The organism is Kribbella sp. NPDC048837 (assembly GCF_055586945.1).
This window is the reverse complement of sequence record NZ_JBVJHF010000005.1, coordinates 556,982-581,019: the sequence shown is the minus strand read 5'-3', so window position 1 is coordinate 581,019 and position 24,038 is coordinate 556,982. Positions and strand designations below refer to the sequence as shown.

The 24,038-nt window shown below is 69.8% G+C and carries 22 protein-coding genes and 1 riboswitch; of the genes, 5 read left to right on the top strand and 17 right to left on the bottom strand.

The window, feature by feature from the left end:
• Positions 1–395: 395 nt before the first annotated feature.
• The 8 genes from ribH to ACZ6O0_RS26180 all read right to left on the bottom strand — a co-directional run bounded on the left by ribH (position 396) and on the right by ACZ6O0_RS26180 (position 10,523).
• Entirely contained in the window at positions 396–866 is a 471-nt protein-coding gene (gene ribH / locus ACZ6O0_RS26215; protein WP_465767619.1) for a 6,7-dimethyl-8-ribityllumazine synthase, read from the bottom strand.
• The gene (locus tag ACZ6O0_RS26210) at positions 866–2,104 is read right to left on the bottom strand and encodes a bifunctional 3,4-dihydroxy-2-butanone-4-phosphate synthase/GTP cyclohydrolase II (RefSeq protein ID WP_465767618.1); all 1,239 of its coding nucleotides are present in this window, start codon (positions 2,102–2,104) and stop codon (positions 866–868) included. Before ACZ6O0_RS26210 ends, ribH begins: the two co-directional genes overlap by 1 nt.
• A 1-nt stretch (position 2,105) precedes the next feature.
• Positions 2,106–2,780 (bottom strand): nicotinamide riboside transporter PnuC, encoded by a 675-nt coding sequence (gene pnuC / locus ACZ6O0_RS26205; RefSeq protein WP_465767617.1) that lies wholly within the window; start codon positions 2,778–2,780, stop codon positions 2,106–2,108.
• Positions 2,777–3,382 carry a riboflavin synthase gene (locus tag ACZ6O0_RS26200; protein WP_465767616.1) on the bottom strand — a complete coding sequence of 202 codons (606 nt, stop codon included), beginning with the start codon at positions 3,380–3,382 and terminating at the stop codon, positions 2,777–2,779. Before ACZ6O0_RS26200 ends, pnuC begins: the two co-directional genes overlap by 4 nt.
• Positions 3,383–4,420 carry a bifunctional diaminohydroxyphosphoribosylaminopyrimidine deaminase/5-amino-6-(5-phosphoribosylamino)uracil reductase RibD gene (gene ribD, locus ACZ6O0_RS26195; RefSeq protein WP_465767615.1) on the bottom strand — a complete coding sequence of 346 codons (1,038 nt, stop codon included), beginning with the start codon at positions 4,418–4,420 and terminating at the stop codon, positions 3,383–3,385.
• 152 nt (positions 4,421–4,572) lie between these two features.
• A riboswitch (FMN riboswitch) is annotated at positions 4,573–4,706 on the bottom strand.
• Between the two features lie 462 nt (positions 4,707–5,168).
• On the bottom strand, positions 5,169–6,314 hold the full coding sequence (locus tag ACZ6O0_RS26190) for an MFS transporter (RefSeq protein ID WP_465767614.1): 1,146 nt from the start codon (positions 6,312–6,314) through the stop codon (positions 5,169–5,171).
• Positions 6,315–6,447: 133 nt separating this feature from the next.
• Entirely contained in the window at positions 6,448–7,914 is a 1,467-nt protein-coding gene (locus ACZ6O0_RS26185; RefSeq protein WP_465767613.1) for a serine/threonine-protein kinase, read from the bottom strand.
• A 587-nt stretch (positions 7,915–8,501) separates the two neighbouring features.
• Complete coding sequence (locus ACZ6O0_RS26180; protein WP_465767612.1) at positions 8,502–10,523, bottom strand: vWA domain-containing protein; 2,022 nt, start codon at positions 10,521–10,523, stop codon at positions 8,502–8,504.
• 179 nt (positions 10,524–10,702) lie between these two features.
• Here ACZ6O0_RS26180 and ACZ6O0_RS26175 point away from each other — a divergent pair, with 179 nt between their 5' ends.
• From ACZ6O0_RS26175 to ACZ6O0_RS26165, 3 genes are all read left to right on the top strand, one after another.
• Positions 10,703–11,380: a helix-turn-helix domain-containing protein gene (locus ACZ6O0_RS26175; protein ID WP_465767611.1), complete on the top strand. Its 678-nt coding sequence runs from the start codon at positions 10,703–10,705 to the stop codon at positions 11,378–11,380.
• Between the two features lie 137 nt (positions 11,381–11,517).
• Complete coding sequence (locus ACZ6O0_RS26170; protein ID WP_465767690.1) at positions 11,518–12,111, top strand: amino acid ABC transporter ATP-binding protein; 594 nt, start codon at positions 11,518–11,520, stop codon at positions 12,109–12,111.
• A gap of 124 nt (positions 12,112–12,235) precedes the next feature.
• Complete coding sequence (locus ACZ6O0_RS26165) at positions 12,236–12,973, top strand: polysaccharide deacetylase family protein (RefSeq protein WP_465767610.1); 738 nt, start codon at positions 12,236–12,238, stop codon at positions 12,971–12,973.
• Here the strand turns inward: ACZ6O0_RS26165 and ACZ6O0_RS26160 are convergent.
• Complete coding sequence (locus ACZ6O0_RS26160) at positions 12,970–13,722, bottom strand: HAD-IIA family hydrolase (RefSeq protein ID WP_465767689.1); 753 nt, start codon at positions 13,720–13,722, stop codon at positions 12,970–12,972. The two genes, ACZ6O0_RS26165 and ACZ6O0_RS26160, sit on opposite strands and share 4 nt — an antisense overlap.
• A gap of 222 nt (positions 13,723–13,944) precedes the next feature.
• Here ACZ6O0_RS26160 and ACZ6O0_RS26155 point away from each other — a divergent pair, with 222 nt between their 5' ends.
• Positions 13,945–15,162 (top strand): MFS transporter, encoded by a 1,218-nt coding sequence (locus tag ACZ6O0_RS26155; protein WP_465767609.1) that lies wholly within the window; start codon positions 13,945–13,947, stop codon positions 15,160–15,162.
• Here the strand turns inward: ACZ6O0_RS26155 and rpe are convergent.
• The 7 genes from rpe to ACZ6O0_RS26120 form a co-directional block, all read right to left on the bottom strand.
• The gene (rpe, locus tag ACZ6O0_RS26150; protein ID WP_465767608.1) at positions 15,127–15,792 is read right to left on the bottom strand and encodes a ribulose-phosphate 3-epimerase; all 666 of its coding nucleotides are present in this window, start codon (positions 15,790–15,792) and stop codon (positions 15,127–15,129) included. The two genes, ACZ6O0_RS26155 and rpe, sit on opposite strands and share 36 nt — an antisense overlap.
• 11 nt (positions 15,793–15,803) lie before the next feature.
• The gene (locus ACZ6O0_RS26145) at positions 15,804–16,535 is read right to left on the bottom strand and encodes a cobalt-precorrin-6A reductase (RefSeq protein ID WP_465767607.1); all 732 of its coding nucleotides are present in this window, start codon (positions 16,533–16,535) and stop codon (positions 15,804–15,806) included.
• Entirely contained in the window at positions 16,532–17,272 is a 741-nt protein-coding gene (cobM, locus tag ACZ6O0_RS26140) for a precorrin-4 C(11)-methyltransferase (protein ID WP_465767606.1), read from the bottom strand. Before cobM ends, ACZ6O0_RS26145 begins: the two co-directional genes overlap by 4 nt.
• Positions 17,269–18,471: a precorrin-6y C5,15-methyltransferase (decarboxylating) subunit CbiE gene (gene cbiE / locus ACZ6O0_RS26135; protein WP_465767605.1), complete on the bottom strand. Its 1,203-nt coding sequence runs from the start codon at positions 18,469–18,471 to the stop codon at positions 17,269–17,271. Before cbiE ends, cobM begins: the two co-directional genes overlap by 4 nt.
• The gene (locus ACZ6O0_RS26130) at positions 18,461–18,847 is read right to left on the bottom strand and encodes a pyridoxamine 5'-phosphate oxidase family protein (RefSeq protein WP_465767604.1); all 387 of its coding nucleotides are present in this window, start codon (positions 18,845–18,847) and stop codon (positions 18,461–18,463) included. The genes cbiE and ACZ6O0_RS26130 overlap by 11 nt, the downstream gene beginning before the upstream one ends.
• Positions 18,848–18,965: 118 nt before the next feature.
• A complete protein-coding gene (locus ACZ6O0_RS26125; RefSeq protein ID WP_465767603.1) occupies positions 18,966–20,564 on the bottom strand; it encodes an ABC transporter permease in 1,599 nt (532 codons plus the stop codon).
• On the bottom strand, positions 20,561–21,475 hold the full coding sequence (locus ACZ6O0_RS26120; protein ID WP_465767602.1) for an ABC transporter ATP-binding protein: 915 nt from the start codon (positions 21,473–21,475) through the stop codon (positions 20,561–20,563). Before ACZ6O0_RS26120 ends, ACZ6O0_RS26125 begins: the two co-directional genes overlap by 4 nt.
• A 97-nt stretch (positions 21,476–21,572) precedes the next feature.
• Between ACZ6O0_RS26120 and ACZ6O0_RS26115 the strand changes: the two genes are divergently transcribed.
• On the top strand, positions 21,573–22,076 hold the full coding sequence (locus tag ACZ6O0_RS26115) for a GbsR/MarR family transcriptional regulator (RefSeq protein WP_465767601.1): 504 nt from the start codon (positions 21,573–21,575) through the stop codon (positions 22,074–22,076).
• Between the two features lie 39 nt (positions 22,077–22,115).
• Here the strand turns inward: ACZ6O0_RS26115 and ACZ6O0_RS26110 are convergent, their stop codons facing one another.
• Entirely contained in the window at positions 22,116–23,984 is a 1,869-nt protein-coding gene (locus tag ACZ6O0_RS26110; RefSeq protein ID WP_465767600.1) for an alpha/beta hydrolase, read from the bottom strand.
• Positions 23,985–24,038: the final 54 nt, after the last annotated feature.

Below are 24,038 nucleotides of genomic sequence, written 5' to 3'. Positions count from 1 at the left end.
CAATCACGATCTTCGAGCGCACCGATCCACGACTCGGCAAGCCCCCGGCTGCCAGTCGCCACGACTCGAGCATCCTGGACCGCGAACGATCCCCGAACGACCCGGTCCCCGTGAACACACCCACCCACCGGGCCACATCCGCCCCAGCCCTCAACCGCGCGGGACAGCGTGGACATCTCGGGCGACAGCCCGCGCCCCAACCACAGTCCCCGCGACCACACCCACCCACCGGACCACGCCCGCCCCCCAGCACTCACGCGCGCGGCAGCGCGCACACCGCGGGCGGCAGCCCGCAGCTCAACCATGGGCGGGCGGGAGCGCGCGTAGCGGCTGCGACGAAGGAGTGGCCGCGTAGCACGCGTGGGAAGGACCACCTCACGCGCGGGACGGATCAGCTACAACTCCCGGATCGCCACCAGCGTCGACAGGGCTGCCTGGGTTGCCTCGTAGCCTTTGTCCTCGCGGCTGTCCGGCAGCCCGGCACGGTCCAGCGCCTGTGGGTCGTTGTCGCACGTGAGTACGCCGAAGCCCACCGGGATCCCCGTAGTCACCCCAACCTGCATCAGCCCCTCGGTCGCCGCCTGGCACACGTACTCGAAGTGCGGTGTATCCCCCCGGATCACCACACCGAGCGCGACCACAGCGTCGTACCCGTTCTTCGCCGCATGCAGTGACGCAACAGGAAGCTCGAACGACCCCGGCACCCGGATCACCGTGTAGTCCGTGACGCCAGAGTCATCGAGCGCCCGCAGAGCGCCCGCGACCAGGGCGTCGGTGACCTTGGGATGCCACTGGGCGGCGACGATCGCGACCCGGGCGCCTTCTGCGCGGACGATCTCGATGGTTGGTGCTCCACTGCCCGACATCAGCCGGCTCCGTTCTCTTCGGTCAGTACGCCACCCGGCAGGTGGTGGCCCATCCGGTCGCGCTTGGTGCGCAGGTACCGCAGGTTGTGTTCGGTCGGGTCGATCGAGATGCCGCGGCGCTCGACCACGTCGATGCCGTAGCCCTGGACCCCGGCCAGCTTGTCGGGGTTGTTGGTGAGCAGCCGTACTTCCTTCACGCCCAGATCCGCCAGGATCTGCGCACCGGTGCCGTAGTCGCGCGCATCCGCGGGCAGCCCGAGGTCGAGATTCGCGTCGACCGTGTCCCGGCCCGCGTCCTGCAACTCGTACGCCTGCAGCTTGTGCAGCAGCCCGATGCCGCGACCCTCATGACCGCGCAGATACACCACGACGCCACCCTCGGCCGCGACCTGCCGCATCGCCTCGTCGAGCTGCGGTCCACAGTCGCACCGCAGCGACCCGAACACGTCGCCCGTCAGACACTCGGAGTGCAGCCGTACGAGCGTCGGCCCGTCCCCGATCTCGCCCCGGACCAGCGCCAGCTGCTCCGACCCGTCGACGATGTTCCGGTAGCCGTGGGCAACAAAGTCGCCATACTGCGTCGGCAGCGTGGTCGTCGCGACCCGCTGGATCTGCGACTCGGTCAGCCGCCGGTAGCGGATCAGGTCGTCGATCGACACCAGCACCAGCCCGTGCTCGTCGGCGAACGCCCGCAGCTGCGGGCCGCGCTTCATCGTGCCGTCGTCGTTCACCAGCTCGGAGATCACCGCGGCCGGCGTCAGCCCGGCCATCCGGGCGAGGTCGATCGACGCCTCGGTGTGCCCGGGCCGGACCAGTACGCCGCCTTCGCGCCCGCGCAGCGGGAACACGTGGCCGGGCTGGACCAGGTCGTACGGCTCCGACGCCGAGTCGGTCAGCACCCGGATCGTCCGGGCCCGGTCGGCCGCCGAGATCCCGGTGCTGATGCCGTCACGGGCATCGACCGAGATCGTGTACGCCGTACGCATCCGCTCCCGGTTGTGCGGGGTCATCAGCGGGATCCCGAGCCGGTCGAGCTCGGCGCCCTCCATCGGGACACAGACCACGCCGGAGCTGTACCGGATCAGGAACGCCAGCAGCTCCGGGGTCGCCTTGGACGCGGCGAAGATGAGGTCGCCCTCGTTCTCGCGGTCCTCGTCGTCGACCACGATGACGGGCCGGCCGGCCCGGATCTCGTCGATCGCGTGCTCGATCGTGTCGAGCTTCAGTACGTCACCCATGTCAGCCCACCACCACTGGTTCCGGAGTCGAGGTGCGTTCACGGTTCTGGATCTGCCACCACGAGGCGAACCCGATCACGCAGAACAGTCCGTAGACGACGTACATCGTCGCCGACGGGTAGAACTTCGCCTGTACCAGCAGCGGTACGCCGACCACGTCGACGGCGATCCAGATCAGCCAGAACTCGACGAATCCGCGCGCCATCCCGTACGTCGCCAGGATCGAGCCGGTCAGGATCCACGCGTCCCACTGCGGACCCCACGAGCCCAGTTCGCGGAGGACGAAGTACGCGATCGCGTAGAGCACGACCGCAATGCCGAGCAGTTCGGCCCGCTCGCGGGCCGACGCCCAGCGCGGCTGGACCGCGGTGGCCGAGCCGTGGTGGCGGGTCTGGTACCAGCGGTACCAGCCGTAGAGGCTGATGATCGCGAAGAACACCTGGCGGCCGGCCTGGCCCCAGAGGTCCTTGTCCTGCGGGGTGTCGAAGATCCCGCCGACGAACACGGTGAACAGCAGAACGTTGCCGATGATGCCGACCGGCCACGCGGCGACCAGCCGGCGCATGCCGAACAGGGCACTGCCGAGACCGAACACGTTGCCGACGATCTCGCGGACCAGGACGGGCGAGCCGGCGATCGTCACCTGGGCGTGCAGCAGCCAGTCGACCGGGTTCACTTGGTTCCTCCGTTGAGCAGACGGTCGACGTACTTCGCGATCACATCGACCTCGAGGTTGACGGTGTCGCCGACGTGGTTACGCCCCAGGACGGTGAGTTCGAGCGTGGTCGGGATCAGACTGACCCCGAAGGTGCCGCTGCTGTCGTCCACGTCGGTGACAGTGAGCGAGACGCCGTCGATGGCGATCGAGCCCTTCTCGGCGACGTACCTGAGGATGCTCGCGGGTGCGGCGACCCGGACGTTCTCCCAATGCTCGGACGGCGTGCGGCTGGCGATCGTACCGACGCCGTCGACGTGGCCCTGGACGATGTGGCCGCCGAGCCGCTCGTGGGCGGCAATCGCGCGCTCCAGGTTGACCCGCGCCCCCTTGGTCGCCTGGCCCAGGCTGGTGCGCTCGAGCGTCTCGCGCATCACGTCGGCGGTGAACGTACCGTCGCCGGTCTCGACCACGGTCAGGCAGCACCCGTTGACCGCGATCGAGTCGCCGTGGCCGGCGTCCTCGGTCACCTTCGGGCCGCGGATGGTGAGCCGGGCGGCGTCACCTTCGAGCAGGTCGAGGGCTTCGACGGTGCCGAGCTCCTCGACGATTCCGGTGAACATTCAGGATTTCCTTTGCGAGTCGAGCGGCGTCAGGGTCAGCCGGACGTCGTCGCCGAGGCGGGTGACGTCCGCTAGCTTGAACCGCCGCAGGTGGTCGATCGATTCCGCGCCCAGGTCGCCGATCGCGCCGTACCCGGAGCCGAGCACGGCCGGGGCGACGTACGCGACGATCTGGTCGACCAGCTGGGCACGGAGGAACGCGGCGGCCAGCGTCGGGCCGCCTTCGAGCCAGAGGTGCCGGATCTGCCGGTCGTCCAGCTGCCGGAGTACCTCGGCGGGATCGTGGGTGGGCAGCAGCAGAGTCTCCGCGCGGTCGTTGCGGACCCGCGCGGTCGGTGGGATCTCACGATCGCCGACGACGACCCGGAGCGGCTGCCGTACGGCCGGTACGCCGTGCTCGTCGCGGACCGTGAGTTCGGGATCGTCGTTCAGTACGGTCTGGGTGCCGACCACGATGGCGTCGCATTCGGCCCGATGCCGGTGTACGTCGGCCCGCGCGAGCGGACCGGTGATCCACCGGCTGGTGCCATCCGGAGCCGCCGACTTCCCGTCGAGGGTGGTGGCGAACTTCCAGGTGACGAACGGCCGGCCCATCCGCACGCTGTGCAGCCAGACGTGGTTGACGGCCTCGGCCTCGGCGTACAGGACGCCTTCCTCGACCCGGATGTTCTTGCTCCGGAGCCTCTCGGCACCACCGGCGGCCTGGTTGTTCGGGTCGGGTACGGCGTACACGACGCGGGTGATCCCGGCCTCGATCAGCGCATCGGCACACGGCCCGGTCCGGCCGGTGTGATTACAGGGCTCCAGCGTCACGTACGCCGTACCGCCCCGCGCGAGCGACCCCGCCATCCGCAGGGCGACGATCTCGGCGTGGGGGCCACCGGCAACGGCATGGAAGCCCTCACCCACCGGATGCCCGTCCCGCCCGGTGATCACGCAGCCGACCACCGGGTTGGGATGCGTGCCGCCGATACCTTTCGCGGCCAACTCGATCGCACGCCGCATCCAGGCGACGTCGATCGGCGAAACGTTGCTCACTACGGCCCCTCGTTGTCACGGACGCACTCCGGGGCCATGACAACCGGCGCACACGCGCTGCCGTCCGGGTGCTCCGCGCGGGCCTGGTCGCTACCCGCCGGACCGCCGCCCACCGCGGGCAGCGTCACCGGACGCCAGAGCGCACCCGCCGATCGCGTGCGCCTCCCATCCGGACTTTCACCGTCGGTCCTGGAATTCCACCAGGTCAACCAACCGCCAAACCGCAGCGGCCGGGTCGCGGACTGTCACCGCCGGCTCGGAATTACACCGACCCCGGAGCACGCGAGTGGGTTCACTCGTGATTCAAGTATGCCCCTCCCCCCAATCACCACCACGACCCAGGTCACATCCTGGTCCTCGACCGGCCCTCATCCGCCGGACCGCCCGGCGCGTCCTCCACCCTGGACACCATCCCGCTCGCGGCTGACCCACCCCGGGCACTACCGCTGGACGCGTCACCCACTCCGCGCGCCATCCGCCGGCGGCCGTCATCCGCCGGGGCGACCTCCCGTCTTCGGCTCACCCACCACCCCGGGCACCCTCCCGCTCGACACTCACCCACCCTCGGCACCGTCCCGCTCGCGGCTCACCCACGCCGGGCAGCGTCCCGCTCGCGGCTCACCCACGCCGGGCACTGTCCCGCTCGCGGCTCACCCACGCCGGGCACTGTCCCGCTCGGGACTCACTCACCCCGGCACCGTCCCGCTCGCCGCTCACCCACCACCTCGGGCACTGTCCGCTGGAGCTGTCATCCGCTCGGGGCGTCATCGGCTTCGAGGGCCCCGCGCTTGGGTGGCATCCGCCGGGTGAGGGCGAGTGCGACGGCCGCGACGCCGCACGCCACGGCGACTGTCAGGATCAGCGGCCGATACCCGAAGGCCTCGGCCAGCCCGGCCCCAGCCAGCGGCCCGAGCGCCTTCGCGATCGTGGTCGGCGTCGTCAGCATCCCGGAGATGGTGCCGAACCCGGTCGCGCCGTACCGACCGAGCAGGATCGCCGGCGTAGCGATCGACGACACCCCGAACCCGAGCCCGAACACCACCAGACAACCAACCGCCCCGACGACCTGCCGCCCGACCAGCGGCAACAAGGAGATCGCCACCCCCTGGAGGAAGAGGATCCCCGCGGTGATCGTCGCCATCGGCAACCACCGCGCCGACAGACTCGTCACCAACCGCCCCGTCACCGACAACAACCCGAGCAGCCCAGCCAACGTCGCCGCCCGCGCCGGCGGATGCCCCAGGCTGATCAGGTAAAGCACCAGATGAACCGAGATCACCGCCAACGCCGCACTGTGCACAACGAACGCCCCAGCCAGCAACCAAAACCCGGGATCCCGCAGCACCCGCCCAGGCGCCCCGGTCCGCTTTCCGGCAACCGCAGGCTGCGGCGCGACCCGGCGTACCGCGAACAGATGCAACGGGATCGTGGTCACGGCGAGCAGACCAGCCAGCAGAACCAGCGTGGTCCGCCAGCCATACGCATGGACGAGGTGACCGGTGAGAGGCAGGAAGATCGAGCTAGCGAGCCCACCGACCAACGTGATGGTCAGAATCGCGTTCGTCCGAGTCGCCGGAGCCGCCGCAGCCACCACCACCGCGAACGCCGGCGGATACAACACCATCGCCGAGGCAATCCCGATCCCGACAAAGACGCCGTACAACTGCCCGGTGCTCTCCACCTGCGACCACCCGAGCACCGCAACCGCCGCCAGAACCGAGCCCCACGTCATCAACCCCCGCCCGCCCCGCGCATCAAGCCAGCGTCCAACCGGGATAGACATCAGTCCACTCACCAGCACAGCGGTCGTCGACGCCCCAACCGCGGTCGTCGTCGAGATGCCCAACTCGTCGCTCATCGGCCCGAGCAGCACGCTGAACGCATACGTCAGCACGCCATACCCAACCGTGGTCGTAACCGCCAGCGCCCCCACCAGCCGCCGAACCCGAGCCCGACTGGCCCGAGTCACCAAAGCATCAGCCCGTGTCATCGAAGATCACCCCGGGCCATCGAACGATCGGCCGGCCTCATCGAACCAAGAGCCACCCGGCTGCCCCAAGCAGCCCGGCCGCCCCGACAAAGCTCACAACAGCCATCACCACCAACACCCGCCGCGACCGCCCGACAACGTCCCTCTGCTCCCCATGATCGACCGAAACCTGCACCCGGCTATCAGGTGGGGTTCGTAGCGCCTCGGCGCTCGTCGTGACCCGCTTGTCAGTCGGCCGCGCGGTCACCGGCGAGCCAGCCTCCTGACCCGCCGCTCCCAGACGTCGCGGACCCTCTTGTCGCAGTGCCGCCAACTGAGGTACAACCGTCTGCTCCGCAGCCGCACGTTGCAGAGCCGGTTGCCGCTGAACCGCGTGCTCCGGAGGCGACGGCTGCGTGACCGGTTGCGGTGCGTCCGATTGCTGTGCGACCGGTTGCGGTGCGTCCGATTGCTGTGCGACCGGTTGCGGTGCGTCCGATTGCTGTGCGACCGGTTGCGGTGCGGCCAACGGTTGTGCGGCCGGTTGCTGTGCGACCGGCGGTTGTGCGGCCGGTGGTTGTGGGGCCGGTGGTTGTGCGGCCGGTTGCTGTGCGACCGGTGGTTGTGCGGCCGGTTGCTGTGCGACCGGTGGTTGTGGGGCCGGTGGTTGTGGCGCTGGGCCGGTTGGGGTCCAGCCGGGTGGGAGGGGTGGGATCTGGTCGAAGACTTCCGGGGCATCGGGATCGGTGGCCCACGGCGCGGTGGGCGCGGGCGGGAGTACACCGCTGGCGGCCAGGAGGCGGCCTGCTTCGTGGGCGGATTCGGGGCGGTCAGACGGATCCGGCGCCGTACTCCGGCGGATGAATTCGCCGAGTGGACCGTCTACGACCGGGAGCTTGCAGTCGGGGCCGGGGCGCTCGCCGGTAAGGAGCTCGACGGCCACGGCACCGACGGCGTACAGATCCTGGCGGGGATCCGGGTCCGCGCCGGCCAACTGTTCAGGTGCGAGGTAGCCCGGCGTGCCGAGGACCGTGCTGTGCCGCGTCATCCGCGGCTCGTCGAGCAGACCCGCAACGCCGAAGTCGGACAACCGGAGGTGCGGTCGCCCCGTGCCCGTCACGTCGAGCAGGAGGTTGGCGGGTTTCACATCGCGATGGACGACGCCCGCGGCATGAACCGCGGACAGACCGTGCAGGAGTTGATCGAGCAGGACGGCGACGTACGCCGGCGGCAGGGGACCGTGATCACCGAGCAACGTCGCGACCGATCCGCCACGCACCAGATCCATCGCGAACACGACCTTGTCGTCGTCAGCAGCCCAGCCGTGAGGCGCAACAAGATGCGGGTGCTCGATCCGCAACGACTGCTCCCGGACGAACCGCAGCAGCGTCGCCGCATCGTGCTGACCGAGCACCTTCGCCGCGACGTACGCCGACCGCCGAAGATCCCACGCCCGCCAGACCGACCCCATCCCTCCGGTCCCAATCAGGTCGATCAGCCGATACCGCCCCGCAAACGCCTCCACCAACCAGAACCTACCGCCCAACCCGCCCACCACCCGCCGCGATTAGTCGGTAGACCTCCAACGGTCGGCCGACGGACCGGCTGCAGCCGGCGTTCCGGTCGGCGGCACGGCGGTCGGCGGCACGGCGGTCGGCGGGGCAGTCGGCGGCAGGGCGGCTGGCGCCGGGGCGGTCGGCGGCACGGCGGTCGGCGGCACGGCGGTCGGCGGCACGGCGGTCGGCGGCAGGGCGGCTGGCGCCGGGGCGGTCGGCGGCACGGCGGTCGGCGGCACGGCGGTCGGCGGCACGGCGGTCGGCGGCACGGCGGCTGGCGCCGGGGCGGACGGCGGCACGGCGCCTGGCACCAGGGCGGACGGCGGCCCGGCGGACGGCAGCGGGGCGGTCGGCAGCGGGCCGGACGGCGGCGGGGCGGACGGCCGCCGGCCGGCGGCGAGCAGCTGGCGGCGGGGCGGACGGCCGCCGGCCGGCGGCGAGCAGCTGGCGGCGGGGCAGCTGGCGGAACGGCGGTTGGTGGCGGGCCGCTGGCCGGTGCGGTTTCGACATGGTACGAGCCCGGATCACCTGGGGTGATCCGGGCTGTGCGCGGGGGTTAGGGGTGGGGCGGCTGCGGGCCGCTCTGGGTTGGGTGCTGCTGCGGGGGGTGGTTCGGGTATTGCTGGGGAGCGGGTTGCCAGCGGGGGGCGGGTGGTTGGGTGAGGGCGGGCTTGCGGCGGAGGCGGAGTACTGCGAAGAGGCCGACGAGGAGTAGGGCCACGCCGCCGCCGCTGAGGCCGGCGATGAGGGCGACCGGGGTTCGGGTGCCGGAGGTGGGGGTGTTGCTGTGGATGGGACCGCCGGCCTGGGGGGTGTTGCCGGAGGTGGTTGGCTCGGGGGTGGCGGACGGGGTGATGGAGGTGCCGTCGACAGGGGTGGCGCCGTCGGTGTACTCGGGCTTGCCGGTGCCGGGGGTGCCGATCAGGGTTGTGGTGAGGGTCATCGGGATGGCGAAGGCTTTGTCGTCGTCGTGGCGGGTCAGAGAGACGGCGATGTAGTACTCGCCGGGTGTTGAGGTGCCGGTGTCCTGGTTGTTGGGGCCTTCGCGGTTGAGGTAGCGGATCTCCTTCATGGTCAGGCCTTTGACGATGCCGTCCTTGGTGAGGACGCCGCGCTTGCCTGCGTTGCTGGGGACCTTCTTGGCGAAGACGGCGAAGACGTCCTCACCGATCGGCGAGATCAGACCGAGGTCGAGGTAGCGGATGCCGTCGAGCGCCTTGGCGGTTGCCGCGCCGAGCTGCGGTACGGCGACCTGCGCCTGGATCCGTTGACCCCAGTCGGTCTTGATCCGGTATAGCTGCACCTCGCCCGGCATCAGCGTCGTCTTGTAGCTGCCCGCTGTGATCAGGGGTGCGTCCGCGAAGCTCGAGCCCGGCACGATCTCGCGTGGGGTCGAGCCCGGCATCGGTGTCCAGGTCGGGTCGTCCGCCTCCGCCGGGAGGTTGGCGGTGGAGTCGACCGGTGGCTCCTCGTCGATGCGCAGTTCGTACGGAACGCCCTTCATCTCGCGGAACGCCTCGCCGGCCGAGATGGACAGGACCACCTGATCTGCGTCGGTGCAGTCCTTGGGATAGTCCGTCCAGCTCGAGGCCGCACCCGTCGCGATGCCTTGCTCGCCGTCGAACGCGAGCGGGTAGCTCCAGCCGCAGTTCTCCCCGGCGAGCGTCTTCAGCTTGACCTCGGCCTTGAGCACGAAGCTGCCGCCCGACGGCCGCCGGAAGCTCACACCGGCGCGCAGCGTCGACTTCGCCATCGTCCGCTTGATCAGGTAGTACTTCGCGGTCTGGTCGTTGCCGAAGGTGTCCGAGTAGTGGCCCGGGGCAAGCACCGGCGCACCTTCCTGCTGAGCCGCGCCCTGGACCGGCACTCCGGAGATGCGGAACGGGCGGAAGGCTCGGGTGGACAAGCGATCGAGTCCGGCCTCAAGGTCGACGGTCGAGTCGGCGTCGTAGTAGTCACCGCGGCCCTCGCGAGCGACGCACCGCAGCTGGCTGCGCGCCTTCCCGCCGACCCGGAACCCGACGACGTCGATCTTCAGATCGATGCCATGCTTGGCGATCGAGCGGGCCACCTCGCACGGCTCCGGGGCGCAGGTCGCTTCCCCGTCGGACACCAGCACGATCGTGCGCTGCCCGGTCGGACCGAGATCCTTCGCGGCTTGCTGCAGGGCGTAGGCGATCGGGGTCTCGCCGTACGGCTTGTACTTGGCGATCGCGGTCTGCAGCTGTGGGCGGTTGCCGGTGCCGATCGGGACGGTGAGTTGGGTGTCGGTGCAGGCACCCGGCTGGGTGCGCTTGAACACGGTCGCGCCGTACACCCGGAGGCCGACCTGGGCGTCGGTCGGGAGCTTGGTGACGACGCTGGACAGCGCCGTCCGGGCCGCGGCGATCTTCGTCTGGCCGTCGCCGGCCGGCTCCTTCATCGAGCCGGACGAGTCGAGCACGAGGACGAGCTTGCCGCTCGCCGGGTCGGGATCGGCCAGCGCCGTCCCGGTGGTCAGTCCGGCCAGGACCGCGGTCAGGGTGATGGCGAGAAGCGCCCAGACCGCGGGGCGGCGGTGTCCCTGCAGAGCCGTCATCGTTTCCTCCAGTGAGATTCACTGCCGCAAACCTTTTCAGTTTGCGATCGCAAATGTCAAGCCGCTCGGCAGGCTCAGTTGTGCACAGATGCAAACCCAGGACTGGAAATATCGATTCGCAACTGCGAAGATGTTTGCAGCCGGTCAGGGACGGGCGAGCAGGAGAGGGGATCACACCGATGGATCAGACAGCGCACAACATCCAGCAGCAGATCGAGCTGTACGGCGAGCCGCTCGGTGAGGTGGTCCGGCGCGTCGCGGGACCGCTCAATCTGACACAGAGTGCCCTGGCACAGGTGATCGGGCTGTCGGCTCCGATGCTGTCGCAGTTGATGAGCGCGCAGCGGGTCAAGATCGGGAACCCCGCGGTGGTGTCACGTCTGCGCGCCGTGTCCGAGCTCGCCGATCTGGCGGTGGCCGGCGAGATCGATCCCGACCATCTTCCCGATGAGCTGGACAGGATTCGTGCGGCCACCGGGGCCTACACCGCGTCGACCACCGCGCAACTGCCGCGAGGGGTTGTCCACTCACCAGGACACACCAGGATCTCGGGGGCGCCGTTCGCGACGCCCGCCGGGTTATCGACGCCGACGGGGCAGCAGTTGCCGGCGGGGCAGCCCTGGCCGACGGGGCCAGGTGGCGTCCCGGGCGAGCAGCCGGTGAGTGCCACGCCATCTGCGCGGGCCGTCGTGCGGGAGATCCAGGACCTGTTCCGCGCGGTCGCGTCCGCTGAGGAGATTCAGAGTGCGGCCGCCGCAGCGGCGGAGCATTCGCCGGCGGTGGCCGAGTTGCTGCTGGCGTACGGGACCGGACGCACGGCCGATGCGCTTGCCCACTATGAGAAACACCACGAATGAGCGCCCGCCGATCGCGGTCTGCGAGGGCGAGCACGGTTGAGAGTCGGACGCCGATGAAGAACATCTGGCGATGGGCTGGAAAAACCCCATCGAGGTCATCGGGCTGAGCTCGGCCGCTCTGACCCACAGGCTGCGCTCTGGCGCACACCCGGTGCGCCCGGTGCGCCCGGCCGGATGCGGGCGACGTGACGCTCGCCGGCGATTCGGTGCTGACGGGCAATCCGGACGAGTTGCGGCGCCGGATCGGGATGGTGTTCCAGCACTTCAACCTGTTCCCGCACAAGTCGGTGCTCGACAACATCACGTTGCCGTTGCGCAAGATCAGGAGGCTCGACGCTGAGCAGGCTCGGGCCGCCGCGCTCGAGCAGCTGGAGCTGGTTGGGCTCACCCAGAAGGCCGCGGCGCGTCCCGGCAACCTGTCCGGCGGCCTGCAGCAGCGCGTCGCGATCGCCGGGGCCTTGGCGATGAAGCCTGAGGTGATGCTGTTCGACGAGGCCACGTCGGCGCTCGATCCCGAGCTGGTCAAGGGCGTGCTCGGGTTGATGGCGGATCTCGCGCAGGCGGGGATGACGATGGTCGTGGTCACGCATGAGATGGGGTTCGCGCGCGAGGTCGCCGACCAGGTCGCGTTCATGGATCAGGGGGTCGTGGTGGAGTCCCGCGTACCGGAGAAAGTGTTCACGGACGCGGAGTCGCCGCGGCTGCGACAGTTCCTCTCCCAAGTCCTTTAGGCCCGAGAAGCGTCCGCTATCCGAGAATTGTTGACACGGCAGCGGCGTGGTCGCTGGCTTTCGGCGGCGGCACGTCCATGGTGGACGGGTGAGGAAGTGAGCCACCCACCGCCCTGGGGGACGCATGGACGTGCGCCTGACGCGTGCCGGCCACCGGATCATCGGACTGGCGATGATGATGGTGGTCAGTGCGGTGATCGGTTCTGTCGTCGTGGCGGCCGGCCGCACCCCCGATCGGCCGGCACCGCCCCAGCCGCCGGCTCCTGCGGCAGCGGCACCCGCCAAGGCCCCTGCCCTCCCCACCAAGTACGTCGTACTCACCTTCGACGACGGACCCGACGCGGTCTACACACCGCAGATCCTCGACATCCTCAAGAAGTACGACGCCAAGGCCACGTTCTTCGAGGTCGGCAAGAACGTCGCGAAGCACCCCGAGCTGAGCAAGCGGATCCACGACGCCGGCCACAGCGTGGAGAACCACACCTGGACCCACTCCGACCTCCGCAAGTTGGGCGCCGCCGCGTTCCGGCAGGAGGTCGCGTCGACGGACCAGGCGATCCGGGCCGCGACCGGAAGTACGCCGGCCTGTCTGCGACCGCCGTACGGCGGGATGAACGCCACCGTCCGTCAGCGCGCGAAGGCACTCGGCAAGGACCTCGTGGTGTGGACCGTCGACTCCCGCGACTGGACCAAGCCCGGGGCGACGGCGATCGTCCGCCACGTGCTGGCCGGCGTCCACAACGGATCGGTGATCCTGATGCACGACGGCGGCGGGAACCGCACGCAGACCGTGGCCGCGCTCCCCCAGATCCTGAAGACGCTCAAATCCCAGGGCTACGGCTTCCGCACGCTGACCTGCTAGGACAGCGCGGTCACCAGCGGTACGACGTCCGCGATCGACTCGACGATCCGCGTCGGACGGTAAGGGAACCGGTCGACCTCGTGTTCGCCAGTGGACCCGGAGAGCACGAGCACGCTCCGCAGGCCGGCCTCGAGACCGCTGATGATGTCGGTGTCCATCCGGTCGCCGATCATCACGGTCGTCTCGGAGTGCGCCTCGATCCGGTTCAGCGCGCTGCGCATCATCAGCGGGTTGGGCTTGCCGACGAAGTACGGCGCGACTCCGGTGGCGCGGGTGATCAGCGCGGCCACTGAACCGGTCGCGGGCAGCGGACCCTCTTGTGACGGGCCGGTCGGGTCCGGGTTGGTCGCGAGGAATCGCGCACCGTCGGAAATCAACCGGATCGCCCTGGTGATCGCCTCGAACGAGTACGTGCGGGTCTCCCCCAGTACGACGTAGTCCGGGGCGCGCTCGGTCAGCACGTACCCGACCTCGTGCAGCGCCGTGGTCAGCCCGGCCTCCCCGATCACGTACGCCGTCCCGCCCGGGCGCTGGTCGTCCAGGAACTGGGCCGTGGCGAGCGCACTGGTCCAGATCGCGTCCTCGGGGATGTCGATGCCCGCGGCAAGCAGCCGCGCCCGCAGGTCGCGGGGCGTGAAAATCGAGTTGTTGGTGAGGACAAGGAACTTCTTGCCGGACGCCTGGAGCGCTGCGATGAACTCGCCGGCCCCGGGGATCGCGCGCTCTTCGTGCACCAGCACGCCGTCCATGTCGGTCAACCAGCTCTCCACCGGTTTGTGCTCGGTCACCGACTCATCGTAATTCCCTGACCGGCGCGGTGGAGCCGGGACGGAGAAATGCCTGACCGGGGCGGTGGGGGCGGTGGGGCGGGGACGGAGAAATGCCCGACCGGGGCGGTGGGGCCGGGGCGGACAAATGCATGACTGGGGCGGGGACTGATAAATGTCGGTGGCCGGCGCGAGAATGCGGGCATGGATCTGGCCGGGTACCGCGAGCTGTGGCGAACGCACGGCGTGATGGCGCTGCTGGTGTCGTCGCTGCTGGCGCGGTTGCCGATGCTCGCGATGATGGTGCCGCTCGCGTTCCTCGCCAAGGACCTGAGTGGGACGTTCCGCTGGGCCGGCGTCGTCGCGGGTGCGTACTCGGTCGGAATGGCGATCGCCGGACCGCTGTGGTCCCGGACCGCCGATCGGCGTGGTGCGCGTGGGGTGCTGTTGACCACCGGCATCGCCTGGAGCGTGGTGTGCGTCGGGCTGGCCCTGCTACCGGCCGGGTTGTATCGGCTGATGCCGTTGATCACGCTGGTCTGCGGGGCGCTCGTGCCACCGGTGATGCAGACGCTGCGGGCGGCCTGGCCCCGGGTAGTCCATGGCCCCGCGCTGCGCACGGCGTACGCGGTGGATGCGACGGCCCAGGAGTTGCTGTTCATCGTCGGGCCGATGCTCGGGGCAACGGCGGTGAGCGTTGCGAGTCCGCGTCTCGGTGTTCTGCTCGCAGGGTCGATGTCGGCCGTCTTCATCTGGTGGTACGCGCTCCGACAACCTCCGGCCGTCCATCGCGACGACCACAGCGAAGCACCGTTGACCGCGCGCCAGTTGCTCTGGCATCGCTACCGATTGCCGCTCATCCTCTCCTTCGGGCTGTGGGTGATGGCGTTCAACGGGATCTCACTCGGCATCGTGGCCTTCGCGGACGAGCACGGTCAGCGGCTGATCGCGGGCATCTTCGAAGCCGTCTGGGCGTTCGGGAGCCTGGTCGGCGGTGCCGTGGCGGGTGCGTTGCCCGGTCGGCGTACGTCGTACCTGTGGCGCCGGGCTGCTCTGGTCACGGCGGGGATGCTGCTGTGTGTGTTCGCGACCTGGTCACCCGTGTCGCTCGGGGTGGCGCTGGGGGTGTCCGGGCTGACGCTGGCTCCCGCGATCGGTGCGCTGTACGAGCGTCTGGGCGCCCTGACGCCGGATGCGGTCCGGACCGAGGTGTTCGGGTGGATGGGCAGCGCCGCGATGGGTGGTGCCGCGATCGGGTCAGCGCTGTCGGGCGCGGTGATCGAGAGCTTCGGAGTGCGGTACGTCTGGCTGCTGGCCGCCGTATTCGCGGCAGTGTCGTTGGTGCTGCTGTTGCGGATCCCGCCGCAACAGCAGTCCGAGCCGGCGCTACCGGCCGGCGGCCTGCTCGGCGAGACCGCGTAGCTGATCGACCATGGCGTTCGGGTTGTCGGCGGCGTAGACGGCCGAGCCGGCCACGAAGACGTCGGCGCCCGCGTCGGCGCACCGCTCGATCGTGTCGGCCGAGACACCACCGTCGATCTCGATCCACAGCTCGAGGCCGTGCTTCTTCAGGAGCTCGCGGGTCCGGCGGATCTTCGGTACGCAGACGTCGAGGAACTTCTGTCCGCCGAAACCGGGCTCGACGGTCATGATCAGGATCATGTCGAGCTCGGACAGCAGGTCCTCGTACGGCTCGATCGGTGTGGCGGGCTTGAGCGCCATCGCGGCCCGGGCGCCCTTGGCACGGATCTCGCGTGCCGTGCGGATCGGCGCCTTGCAGGCCTCGACGTGGAAGGTGACGCTGGACGCGCCGGCCTCGACGTAGCCGGGGGCCCAGCGGTCCGGGTCCTCGATCATCAGGTGACAGTCGAGCGGGATGTCGGTCGCCTTCGCCAGCGACTCCACCACGGGCATCCCGAGGGTGAGGTTCGGGACGAAGTGGTTGTCCATCACGTCGACGTGCAGCCAGTCGGCGTTCGACACGGCGGCAGCCTCGTCCGCCAGCCGTGCGAAGTCGGCGGACAGGATGCTCGGCGCGATCTGAATCCCCATGGGACGACAATCTACCGGGGGCGATCGGCGAGCCAGGCGAGGACCTCGGCGGTGGTCCGGGCGGTGGGGACGTCGGCCGGGAGTGGCGGACGATCGATCACCACGACGGGGAGGTTCGACCGGCGAGCGGCTTCGAGCTTGGCGGCGGTCATGTCTCCGCCGCTGTCCTTGGTGACGAGGACGTCGATGTTGTGCTCGCGCATCAGGTCCAGCTCGCCGGCGACGTCGAAGGGGCCGCGGGCGAGGATCAGCGTGCACCAGGTCGGCGGCGGCTCCGGTGGGTCGACGCACCGGGCGAGGGTCCAGAGGCCGGTGGTGGCGAAGGCGGACAGGCCTTGGCGGCCGATCGTGAGGAAGACCCGCGATCCGAGGCTCGGGAGGAGTGCGGCGGCGGTCTGAAGAGTGTCAGCGCGGTGCCAGAGATCACCGGCGCCGGCGGTCCAGCCGGGGCGGCGGAGGATCAGGAGCGGTACGCCGACCTCCGCGGCGGCCGCGACGGCGTGAGCGGTCATCGTGGCGGCGAACGGGTGGGTTGCGTCGACGACGGCGTCGACCGGATGAGCGCGGAGCCACGCCGAGAGGCCGTCCACGCCGCCGAAGCCGCCGGACCGCACCTCGCCGACGGGCAGCCGGGCATCCACCGTGCGACCGGCGAGAGAGGAGACGACCTCGACACCGGAAGTCACCAGCTCCTGCGCGAGTTCCCGCGCCTCGCCAGTGCCACCAAGCAGCAGAACCCTCATCGGACCCGGTTGGCCGAGTACAGGTGACTGTCCCGGAAGGTCGTTGCCGACAGCACCTTGCCCACGATGATGACCGCGGTACGCCGGATGCCCGCCGCCCGCACCTGCTCCGCGATCTCCGCGAGCGTCCCCCGCAGGACCACCTCGTCGGCGCGAGACGCCCGGGCAACGACCGCAACCGGACAGTCGAGGCCGTAGTGCGGTGTGAGCTCCTCGACCACCCGATCGATCTGCTGAACGGCGAGATGGAGTACGAGCGTCGCCCCGCTCGCACCGAGGGTCGCGAGGTCCTCGCCCGCCGGCATCGCGCTCGCCTGTCCACCGATGCGGGTCAGGATCACCGTCTGACCGACCTCGGGCACGGTCAGCTCACGGCCGAGGGTCGCCGCGGCCGCCGCGTAGGCGGGTACGCCGGGCGTCACGTCGTACGGGATGTCGAGCGCGTCGAGGCGGCGCATCTGCTCGGCCATCGCGCTGAACACGGACGGGTCGCCGGAGTGAAGCCGGGCGACGTCGAGGCCGGCCGCGTGGGCGGCGGAAAGTTCGGCGATGATCTCGTCCAGGTTCAGTGCGGCGGTGTCGACCTTGCGGGCGCCGACCGGGCAGTGGTCGAGGAGTTCGACCGGGACGAGGGCACCGGCGTACAGGCAGACCGGCGACGCGGCGATCAGGTCGCGGCCGCGCACGGTGATCAGGTCGGCGGCCCCCGGACCGGCCCCGATGAAGTGCACGGTCATTTGGTCACGCTCCAGATCGTCACGGGCATCGCGGGACGCCACCCGGTCATGGTCCCGACGGCCGAGGCGCGCTGGACCTCCAGCCGGATCAGGTCGCCACCGCGCGCGCCGTACCACTGGGCGATAAGCACCTCGGTCTCCAGCGTCACGCCGTTGACCACCAACCGGCCGCCGGGCCGCAGAGCGTTCCAGCAGGCGTCGAACATGCCGGCGGCCGTCGCTCCCCCACCGATGAAGATCGCGTCGGGTGACTGCAGTCCGTCGAGTGCCGCCGGGGCCGCGCCGTGGACCACGTCGACGGAGACGCCGAGCGAGACGGCGTTCCGTTCGAGTCGCTTCGCCCGGTCCGGGTCACGTTCGATCGCGATCGCGCGGCAGGTCGGGTGATGGCGCGACCACTCGATCGCGATGCTTCCCGCGCCGCCGCCGACGTCCCACAGCAACTGTCCCGGCACCGGTGCGAGGCGGGACAGCGTGACCGCGCGTACCTCGCGCTTCGTCAGCTGACCGTCACTCTCGTACAGGTCGTCCGGCAGACCGGGTGCTGTGGGCAGCAACGCAGCGTCCGGTCCCGCCTCGCAGAGCACACCGATCACGTTGAGCGCATCGACGTCATGCGACCACTCAGCAGCCCGCGTGGTCCGCACGAGCTCCGAGGGGCCGCCGAGCTGTTCGAGAACGGTGAGTTCGCTGGAACCGTAGCCGCGGTCGGCCAGGAGCGCGGCGACCTCGGAAGGCGTGTGCGCGCCCCAACTGAGGATCAGTAGGCGTCGGCCCGGCTGGACGTGCGGGTGGATCCGCTCGACCGGGTGACCGACCAGGCTGACCACCTGAACCTGGTCCTGCGGCCATCCGAGCCGAGCGCAGGCCAGCGACACGCTCGACGGGTGCGGGATGACGCGTACGGCGTCCGCACCGAGCAACCGCGTCAGCGTCGTACCGATGCCGTGGAAGGTCGGGTCACCGCTGGCCAGCACACAGATCCGCCGGCCGCTGTGCTCGTCCAGCAAGCCAGGCAACGCCTCCGACAGCGGAGAAGGCCAGGCCACCCGCTGTGCGCCGGCATCAGGCACCAGCTCGAGCTGACGAGCACTGCCCATCAGCACCTCGGCGGACTCGACCGCGGCACGTGCGGTGGCAGTGAGTCCGTCCCAGCCGTCCGCACCGACGCCCACGACCGTGATGACGTCAGCCGCCATTGCCGAGCACCTTGGTCACGGTGATCTCGATGACCACGCGGCGCGGGTTCTCCCGCGGCTCGCGGTACCGCTTCGCGTACCGGCGTACCGCCTCCTCGACGCGCGCCGGGTCGTCGCTCACGACCGCACGGCCCTCGAGCGTGCTCCAACGCCGCCCGTCCACCTGGGTCACGGCGACGGCGGCCCCCTCCGGGCCTGCGTTCCGGATCGTCCGCGCCTTGTGCGACGTCCCCGAGCAGATCACTCGGGCCAGGCCCGCCTCCACGTCCAGCGTGGCGCCGACCGGCGTCGCATGCACGGTCCCGTCCGCCCGGACAGTACTCAGTACACACAGGTGCCGCTCGGTCCAGAACTCGGCAAGTCGCTCAGTGAACACCCAGCGATCGTAAACAGGCCCGCCCGGTGAGGTGCCGGGCGGGCCGTTGGCGCTGGACCCCTCAGACCAGCGCCGCTCGGGTCAGCCGAGTCTCAGCGAAGGAATCGGCCGAAGGACGTCAGCCGATGTCCCGGCGGCGGAACGTGGCGAAGCCCGCCAGAAGCAGCGCCGCGGCGATCGCGGTCAGCCAGATCACCGGAGCCGCCGAGAAGTCACCGCCCGGCAGCCGGGGCGTGTGGCCGTACGGGCTGAGGTTGATGACCGACTGCGGCAGGTTGAACACCTCACCGAACTGGCCGATCAGCAGGAACACGCCGTACAGGACCCAGCCTCCGGTGACCAGCTTGGGTGCGAAGCCGAACAGGATGACGACCAGTGCGGTGACCAGCCAGATCGCCGGCAGCTGTACGGCGGCAGCGGCCAGCATCCGTGGGATCTGACGACCCATGTTGCCCAGCGACGCACCACTGGAGATCCCCGAGCCCAGTCCGGCGATCAGAATCAACGCACCGGTGCCGAACAGCGCCATCAGCACGTGACTGCCCAGCCAGCGACCCCGAGTGACGTCAGTGGCCAGCAACGGTTCGGCCCGCAACGCAGTCTCCTCGGAGCGGAGCCGGAGCGCCGCCTGGATGCCGAAGGCCGAGGCGAGCAGACCCATCACTCCCATCTCCGTCGCCAGGAACGCATCGGTGATGCCCTCCACACCGCCCATCTTCTGCACCAGCTCACGAGCGCTGTCGCTGGTGACGAACCCGTCCACGTTGCTGGCGATGTTGCCGACCAGCAGACCGAGCAGGAGGAACGCGAAAGCCCAGCCGTACAACGATCCCCGGTGCAGACGCCACGCCAGTGCGAGCGGCGACCGCAGCGACGCCGACGCCCTGGCCGGCCCCGGACGCGGCCGGACCAGACCGGCACCGACATCGCGCCGTCGGATCAGCGCCATCGCACTCGCGACCATCAGCCCCAGGAACGCGAGCGGCACCAGGACGACGACGAACCGATCACCGGCGTACGCGCGCATCTGCTGGGACCACCCGATCGGCGACAGCCACGACACCCACTGCGAGCTCCCGTCCGACGACGAGTCGCCGATCGCGCGCAGGACGTACGAAACGCCCAGCACAATCGCAGTCAACCCGTTGGCCGCTCGGGCACCTTCGGTGAGCTGCGCTGTGACCGCACCGACGCCCGCGAAGGACAGACCGGCCGCGGCCCACATCAACCCGAACGCGAACGAACCCGTAGCAGGCAGTCCGGTCCCGATCAACGACAGTGCGGTCAGAAGGCCGAGCAGTACAACGGTCCCCGCCGACACGATCAGTGCCGCGGTCAGAGCGGCGTACCGGCCGACCACTCCGGCGCTGAGCAGCTCGAGGCGGCCGGACTCCTCCTCGGACCGGGTGTGCCGGACCACGAGCATCGCGGCCAGCAACCCGACCAGCAGTGCACCGAACGCGGTCAGCTTGAACAACGAGAGCTCCCCGAGCGAGGTCTCGTCGAAGATCCGGCCGTACAGCGAGACCAGCGCGGGCGACGCGTTCGACGTACGCGCGGCTTCGACCCGGGACTGCACGTCCGGGTAGAGGTCGATCGACGCCTTCGCCGAGCCGGCCGCCATCACCACGAACACCACGATCCACACCGGGATCAAGACCCGGTCCCGGCGCAGCGCGAGCCGCACCAGCGTCCCGGTACCGACGAAGTCGTTCATCGCGCGGCCGCCAGCGGCTCGTCGGCGGCGTCGTCCTCGTAGTGCCGCAGGAACAGCTCTTCCAGCGTCGGCGGCTGGGCGACCAGGCTCTTGATCCCGCTCGCGGACAGCTGCCGCATCACCGCGTCCAGCTGGGCCGTGTCGACCTCGCAGCGGACCCGGTTGCCCTCGACATCGAGGTCGTGGACCCCCGGCAGCTGGGCCAGGCCGTTCACCGCACCGGACAGCTCCGCGTGGATCGACGTCCGGGTCAGGTGGCGCAGGTCGGACAGCGTGCCGGTCTCGACCACCTTGCCGCGGCGGATGATGCTGATCCGGTCGCACAGGGCCTCGACCTCGGAGAGGATGTGGCTCGACAGCAGCACGGTGCGGTCGCGCTGACGGTCTTCCTCGATGACCTGCCGGAACACCTCTTCCATCAGCGGGTCCAGGCCGGACGTCGGCTCGTCCAGGATCAGCAGCTCGACATCCGACGCCAGCGCCGCGACCAGGGCGACCTTCTGCCGGTTGCCCTTCGAGTAGGTGCGGCCCTTCTTGGTCGGGTCGAGGTCGAAGCGGCGGAGCAGGTCGTCGCGCTTCTTCTCGTCCAGCCCACCGCGGAGCCGGCCGAGCAGGTCGATCACCTCACCGCCGGTCAGGTTCGGCCACAGGTTCACGTCGCCAGGCACGTAGGCGAGGCGGCGGTGCAGCTTCGCCGCGTCGCGCCACGGGTCGCCTCCGAGCAGCGAGACATCGCCGGCGTCACCCCGCAGCAGCCCCAGCAGCACCCGGATGGTGGTGGACTTCCCGGCGCCGTTCGGCCCGAGGAAGCCGTGCACCTCACCGGTCGCGACGTCCAGGTCGAGACCGTCGAGGGCGTGCGTACTCCCGTACGACTTGTGCAGTCCAGAGACCACGATGGCTGATGTCATGATTCATAACGTACACTTCATTCAGAAGATTGTGAATCTTTCTAACACGTCGTTCACGTGTCAGGTAGTCGAGTCACCTGGAGGGGATGATGGGGCGGTGAGTGCACAGCGAGACGACGACGCCGTCAGGCGCTACACCGAGCAGTTCGGCAACCTGCTGGCCGAGACCGGCTGGCCGCGGATGGCCGGCCGGGTGTTCGCCGCGATCCTGTCCAGCGTGGACGGCCGGATGACCGCCGCCGAGCTGTCCGACCAGCTCCAGGCGAGTCCGGCCGCGGTCTCCGGCGCGGTCAACTACCTGCTGCAGTTGCGCCTGGCCACCCGGGAGCGCGAGCCCGGCACTCGCCGCGACGTGTACGTGGTCCAGGACGACGCCTGGTACCAGACGATGATGAGCGAGGACCAGGCCCTGGTCCGCTGGGCCGACTCACTGCGCCGGGTCCTCGACGCCGCCGGCGACGGCACCGACGCGCACCGCCGGATCCGCGTCTCGCTCGGCTTCATCGACTTCATCGGCGAAGAGGTCAAGGGCCTCAGCGAACGCTGGATCAAGCGCAAGGCCGAGATCGACGCCGAGATCGACGCGGAGTACGGCAACTGACCGAGGGGCCCGGCAGCACCGGGCCCCTCGTCGCAGGTTCTACCGGAGAGCGCCGTTGGCCACGGTGTCCAGCGTCCGCTGCAGCAACGGGTTCACCTTGTGCCCACCCGACTTCGAGTTCGGCAGGTGTACGGCGTTCCCGTCGACCGGCCCGTTTACCGGGTAGACCGTGAGCTCGGCCGGGAGTGGCGACGTACCGCAGACCCGGTCCTTGCCCGGCAGTTCGCCGGTGAAAACGAACCGGTCCCCGATCGCCTCCGCACACGACGAGGCCGAGCCGACGTACTGCCCGTGCTGGCCCTCGTCGTCGATGGCGACGAACCGGGTGGCCCGCGCGGTGGCGTTGTGCGTGCGCAACGCACCTTCGTACGCCGTCGCCGGGTCGAGTTCGCCCTGGATCATCAGCAGCCGCGGCGAGCCCTTCAGGTCGAGCTTCCGGTCCTGCGGGGCATACGGCCAGAAGGCGCAGAACGGTACGCCGTTCATGTAGCCGAAGAAGCTGTACTTCTTCGCCATCTTGTCCGCCTCCCGCAGATAGAAGCCCGGGTCGTGGCTCCACGCGGTGTCGTTGCAGCGAACCGTGTCGCCGAACGCCCCGAGGTTCACGACCGCGTCGCCGGACGTCGACTTGGCCGCGGTCTCCCGCGCGTCCGCCAGGATCGACCGGACCGAGTCGACCCGCAGCGCCGCCGCCGCGGCGGCCGAGGGCGCCGGGGTCACGCCGTACCGGGCCCGCATCGCGGCGAGTGTGTCGAACGCCTGCAGTTCCGGTGAGATCCGGGCCCAGGCCCGGTCGACGTGTCGCAGCTCGATCTCACCGGAGGCCGACGGGTCCTTCACGTACTCGTCGTGCACCAGGATGTCGAGCGTCGCCCGGATGAACCGGACGTTGCCGTAGATGGTGCTGTAGATCGTGCCATCCAGGTTGTCACCGCGGACGCTGCTGGTGCCGGCCTTGACCAGCTTCACCAGGCCGGCGCGGACCTGGTCGTACTTCGCGGTGACCTGCTTCGGCGTACTCCCGAGCCCTTGGATCATGTCGGCGTGCCGGGCGATCCACGGGAAGAACTGGGTGTCCCGCCGGCGCTGGCCGGAGAACGGGTCGAAGTTCACGTTCTGCCACTGCGTGTGGGTCCAGTCCATGTTCGAGTCGATCACGAACCGGCCGACCTTCGACGGGTACGTGTCGGCGTACCAGCCGCCGAGCCAGGTGCCGTAGCTGTAGCCGATGAAGTTGAGCTGCCGGGCCTTGAACAGGGCGCGCAGGAACTCCATGTCGTACACGGTCTGCTGGCTGCTGACGAACTTGCTGAACTCGGTCGCCGAGCACGCGTCGGCCAGCAGCTTGGCCTCGGCCACCTCGACCTGGTGCGTCAGCTTGGTGCGCTCCTTGTAGTCCGGCGTCACCGGCAGGGCTTCGAGCTTCTCGGTCGTGGTCAGGCACTGCAGCGGAGTGCTCTGGCCGAAGCCGCGCGGGTCGAACCCGAGCAGGTCGAAGTCGCTGAACAGGTGGGTCTTGTCCAGGGCCAGCGCGGCCGACAGGGTCAGGCCGGCACCACCCGGTCCACCGGGGTTGGTGGTCATCAGGCCCTTCGACGTACCGGTGGCCTGGCTGTACGCGATCGCGACCTGGACGTCGGGGTGTGCGTCCGGGTGCGCCCAATCCATCGGGACGGTCACCTTCGCGCAGTTCGTCGTCGGTGCCTGCGGGTAGATCGCCTTGACCTGGGCGTCGAACGGGCAGACCGACCAGTTGATCTGCTGGTCGAGGTACTTCTGCGGGATGGACGGAACCGGCGGATCCACCGGACCCCGGGACGGCCGGGCCGCCGTGGCTGTGCTGGTGGCCAGTTGCGGGACGACAAGCGCCGCAGCCAGGGCCAGAGCGATCGTGCGAGATCTGATCATCTGCCAACTCCTGTGTGTCCGGGCGGGGATCAGGAATCCAGCAAACCTATGCAG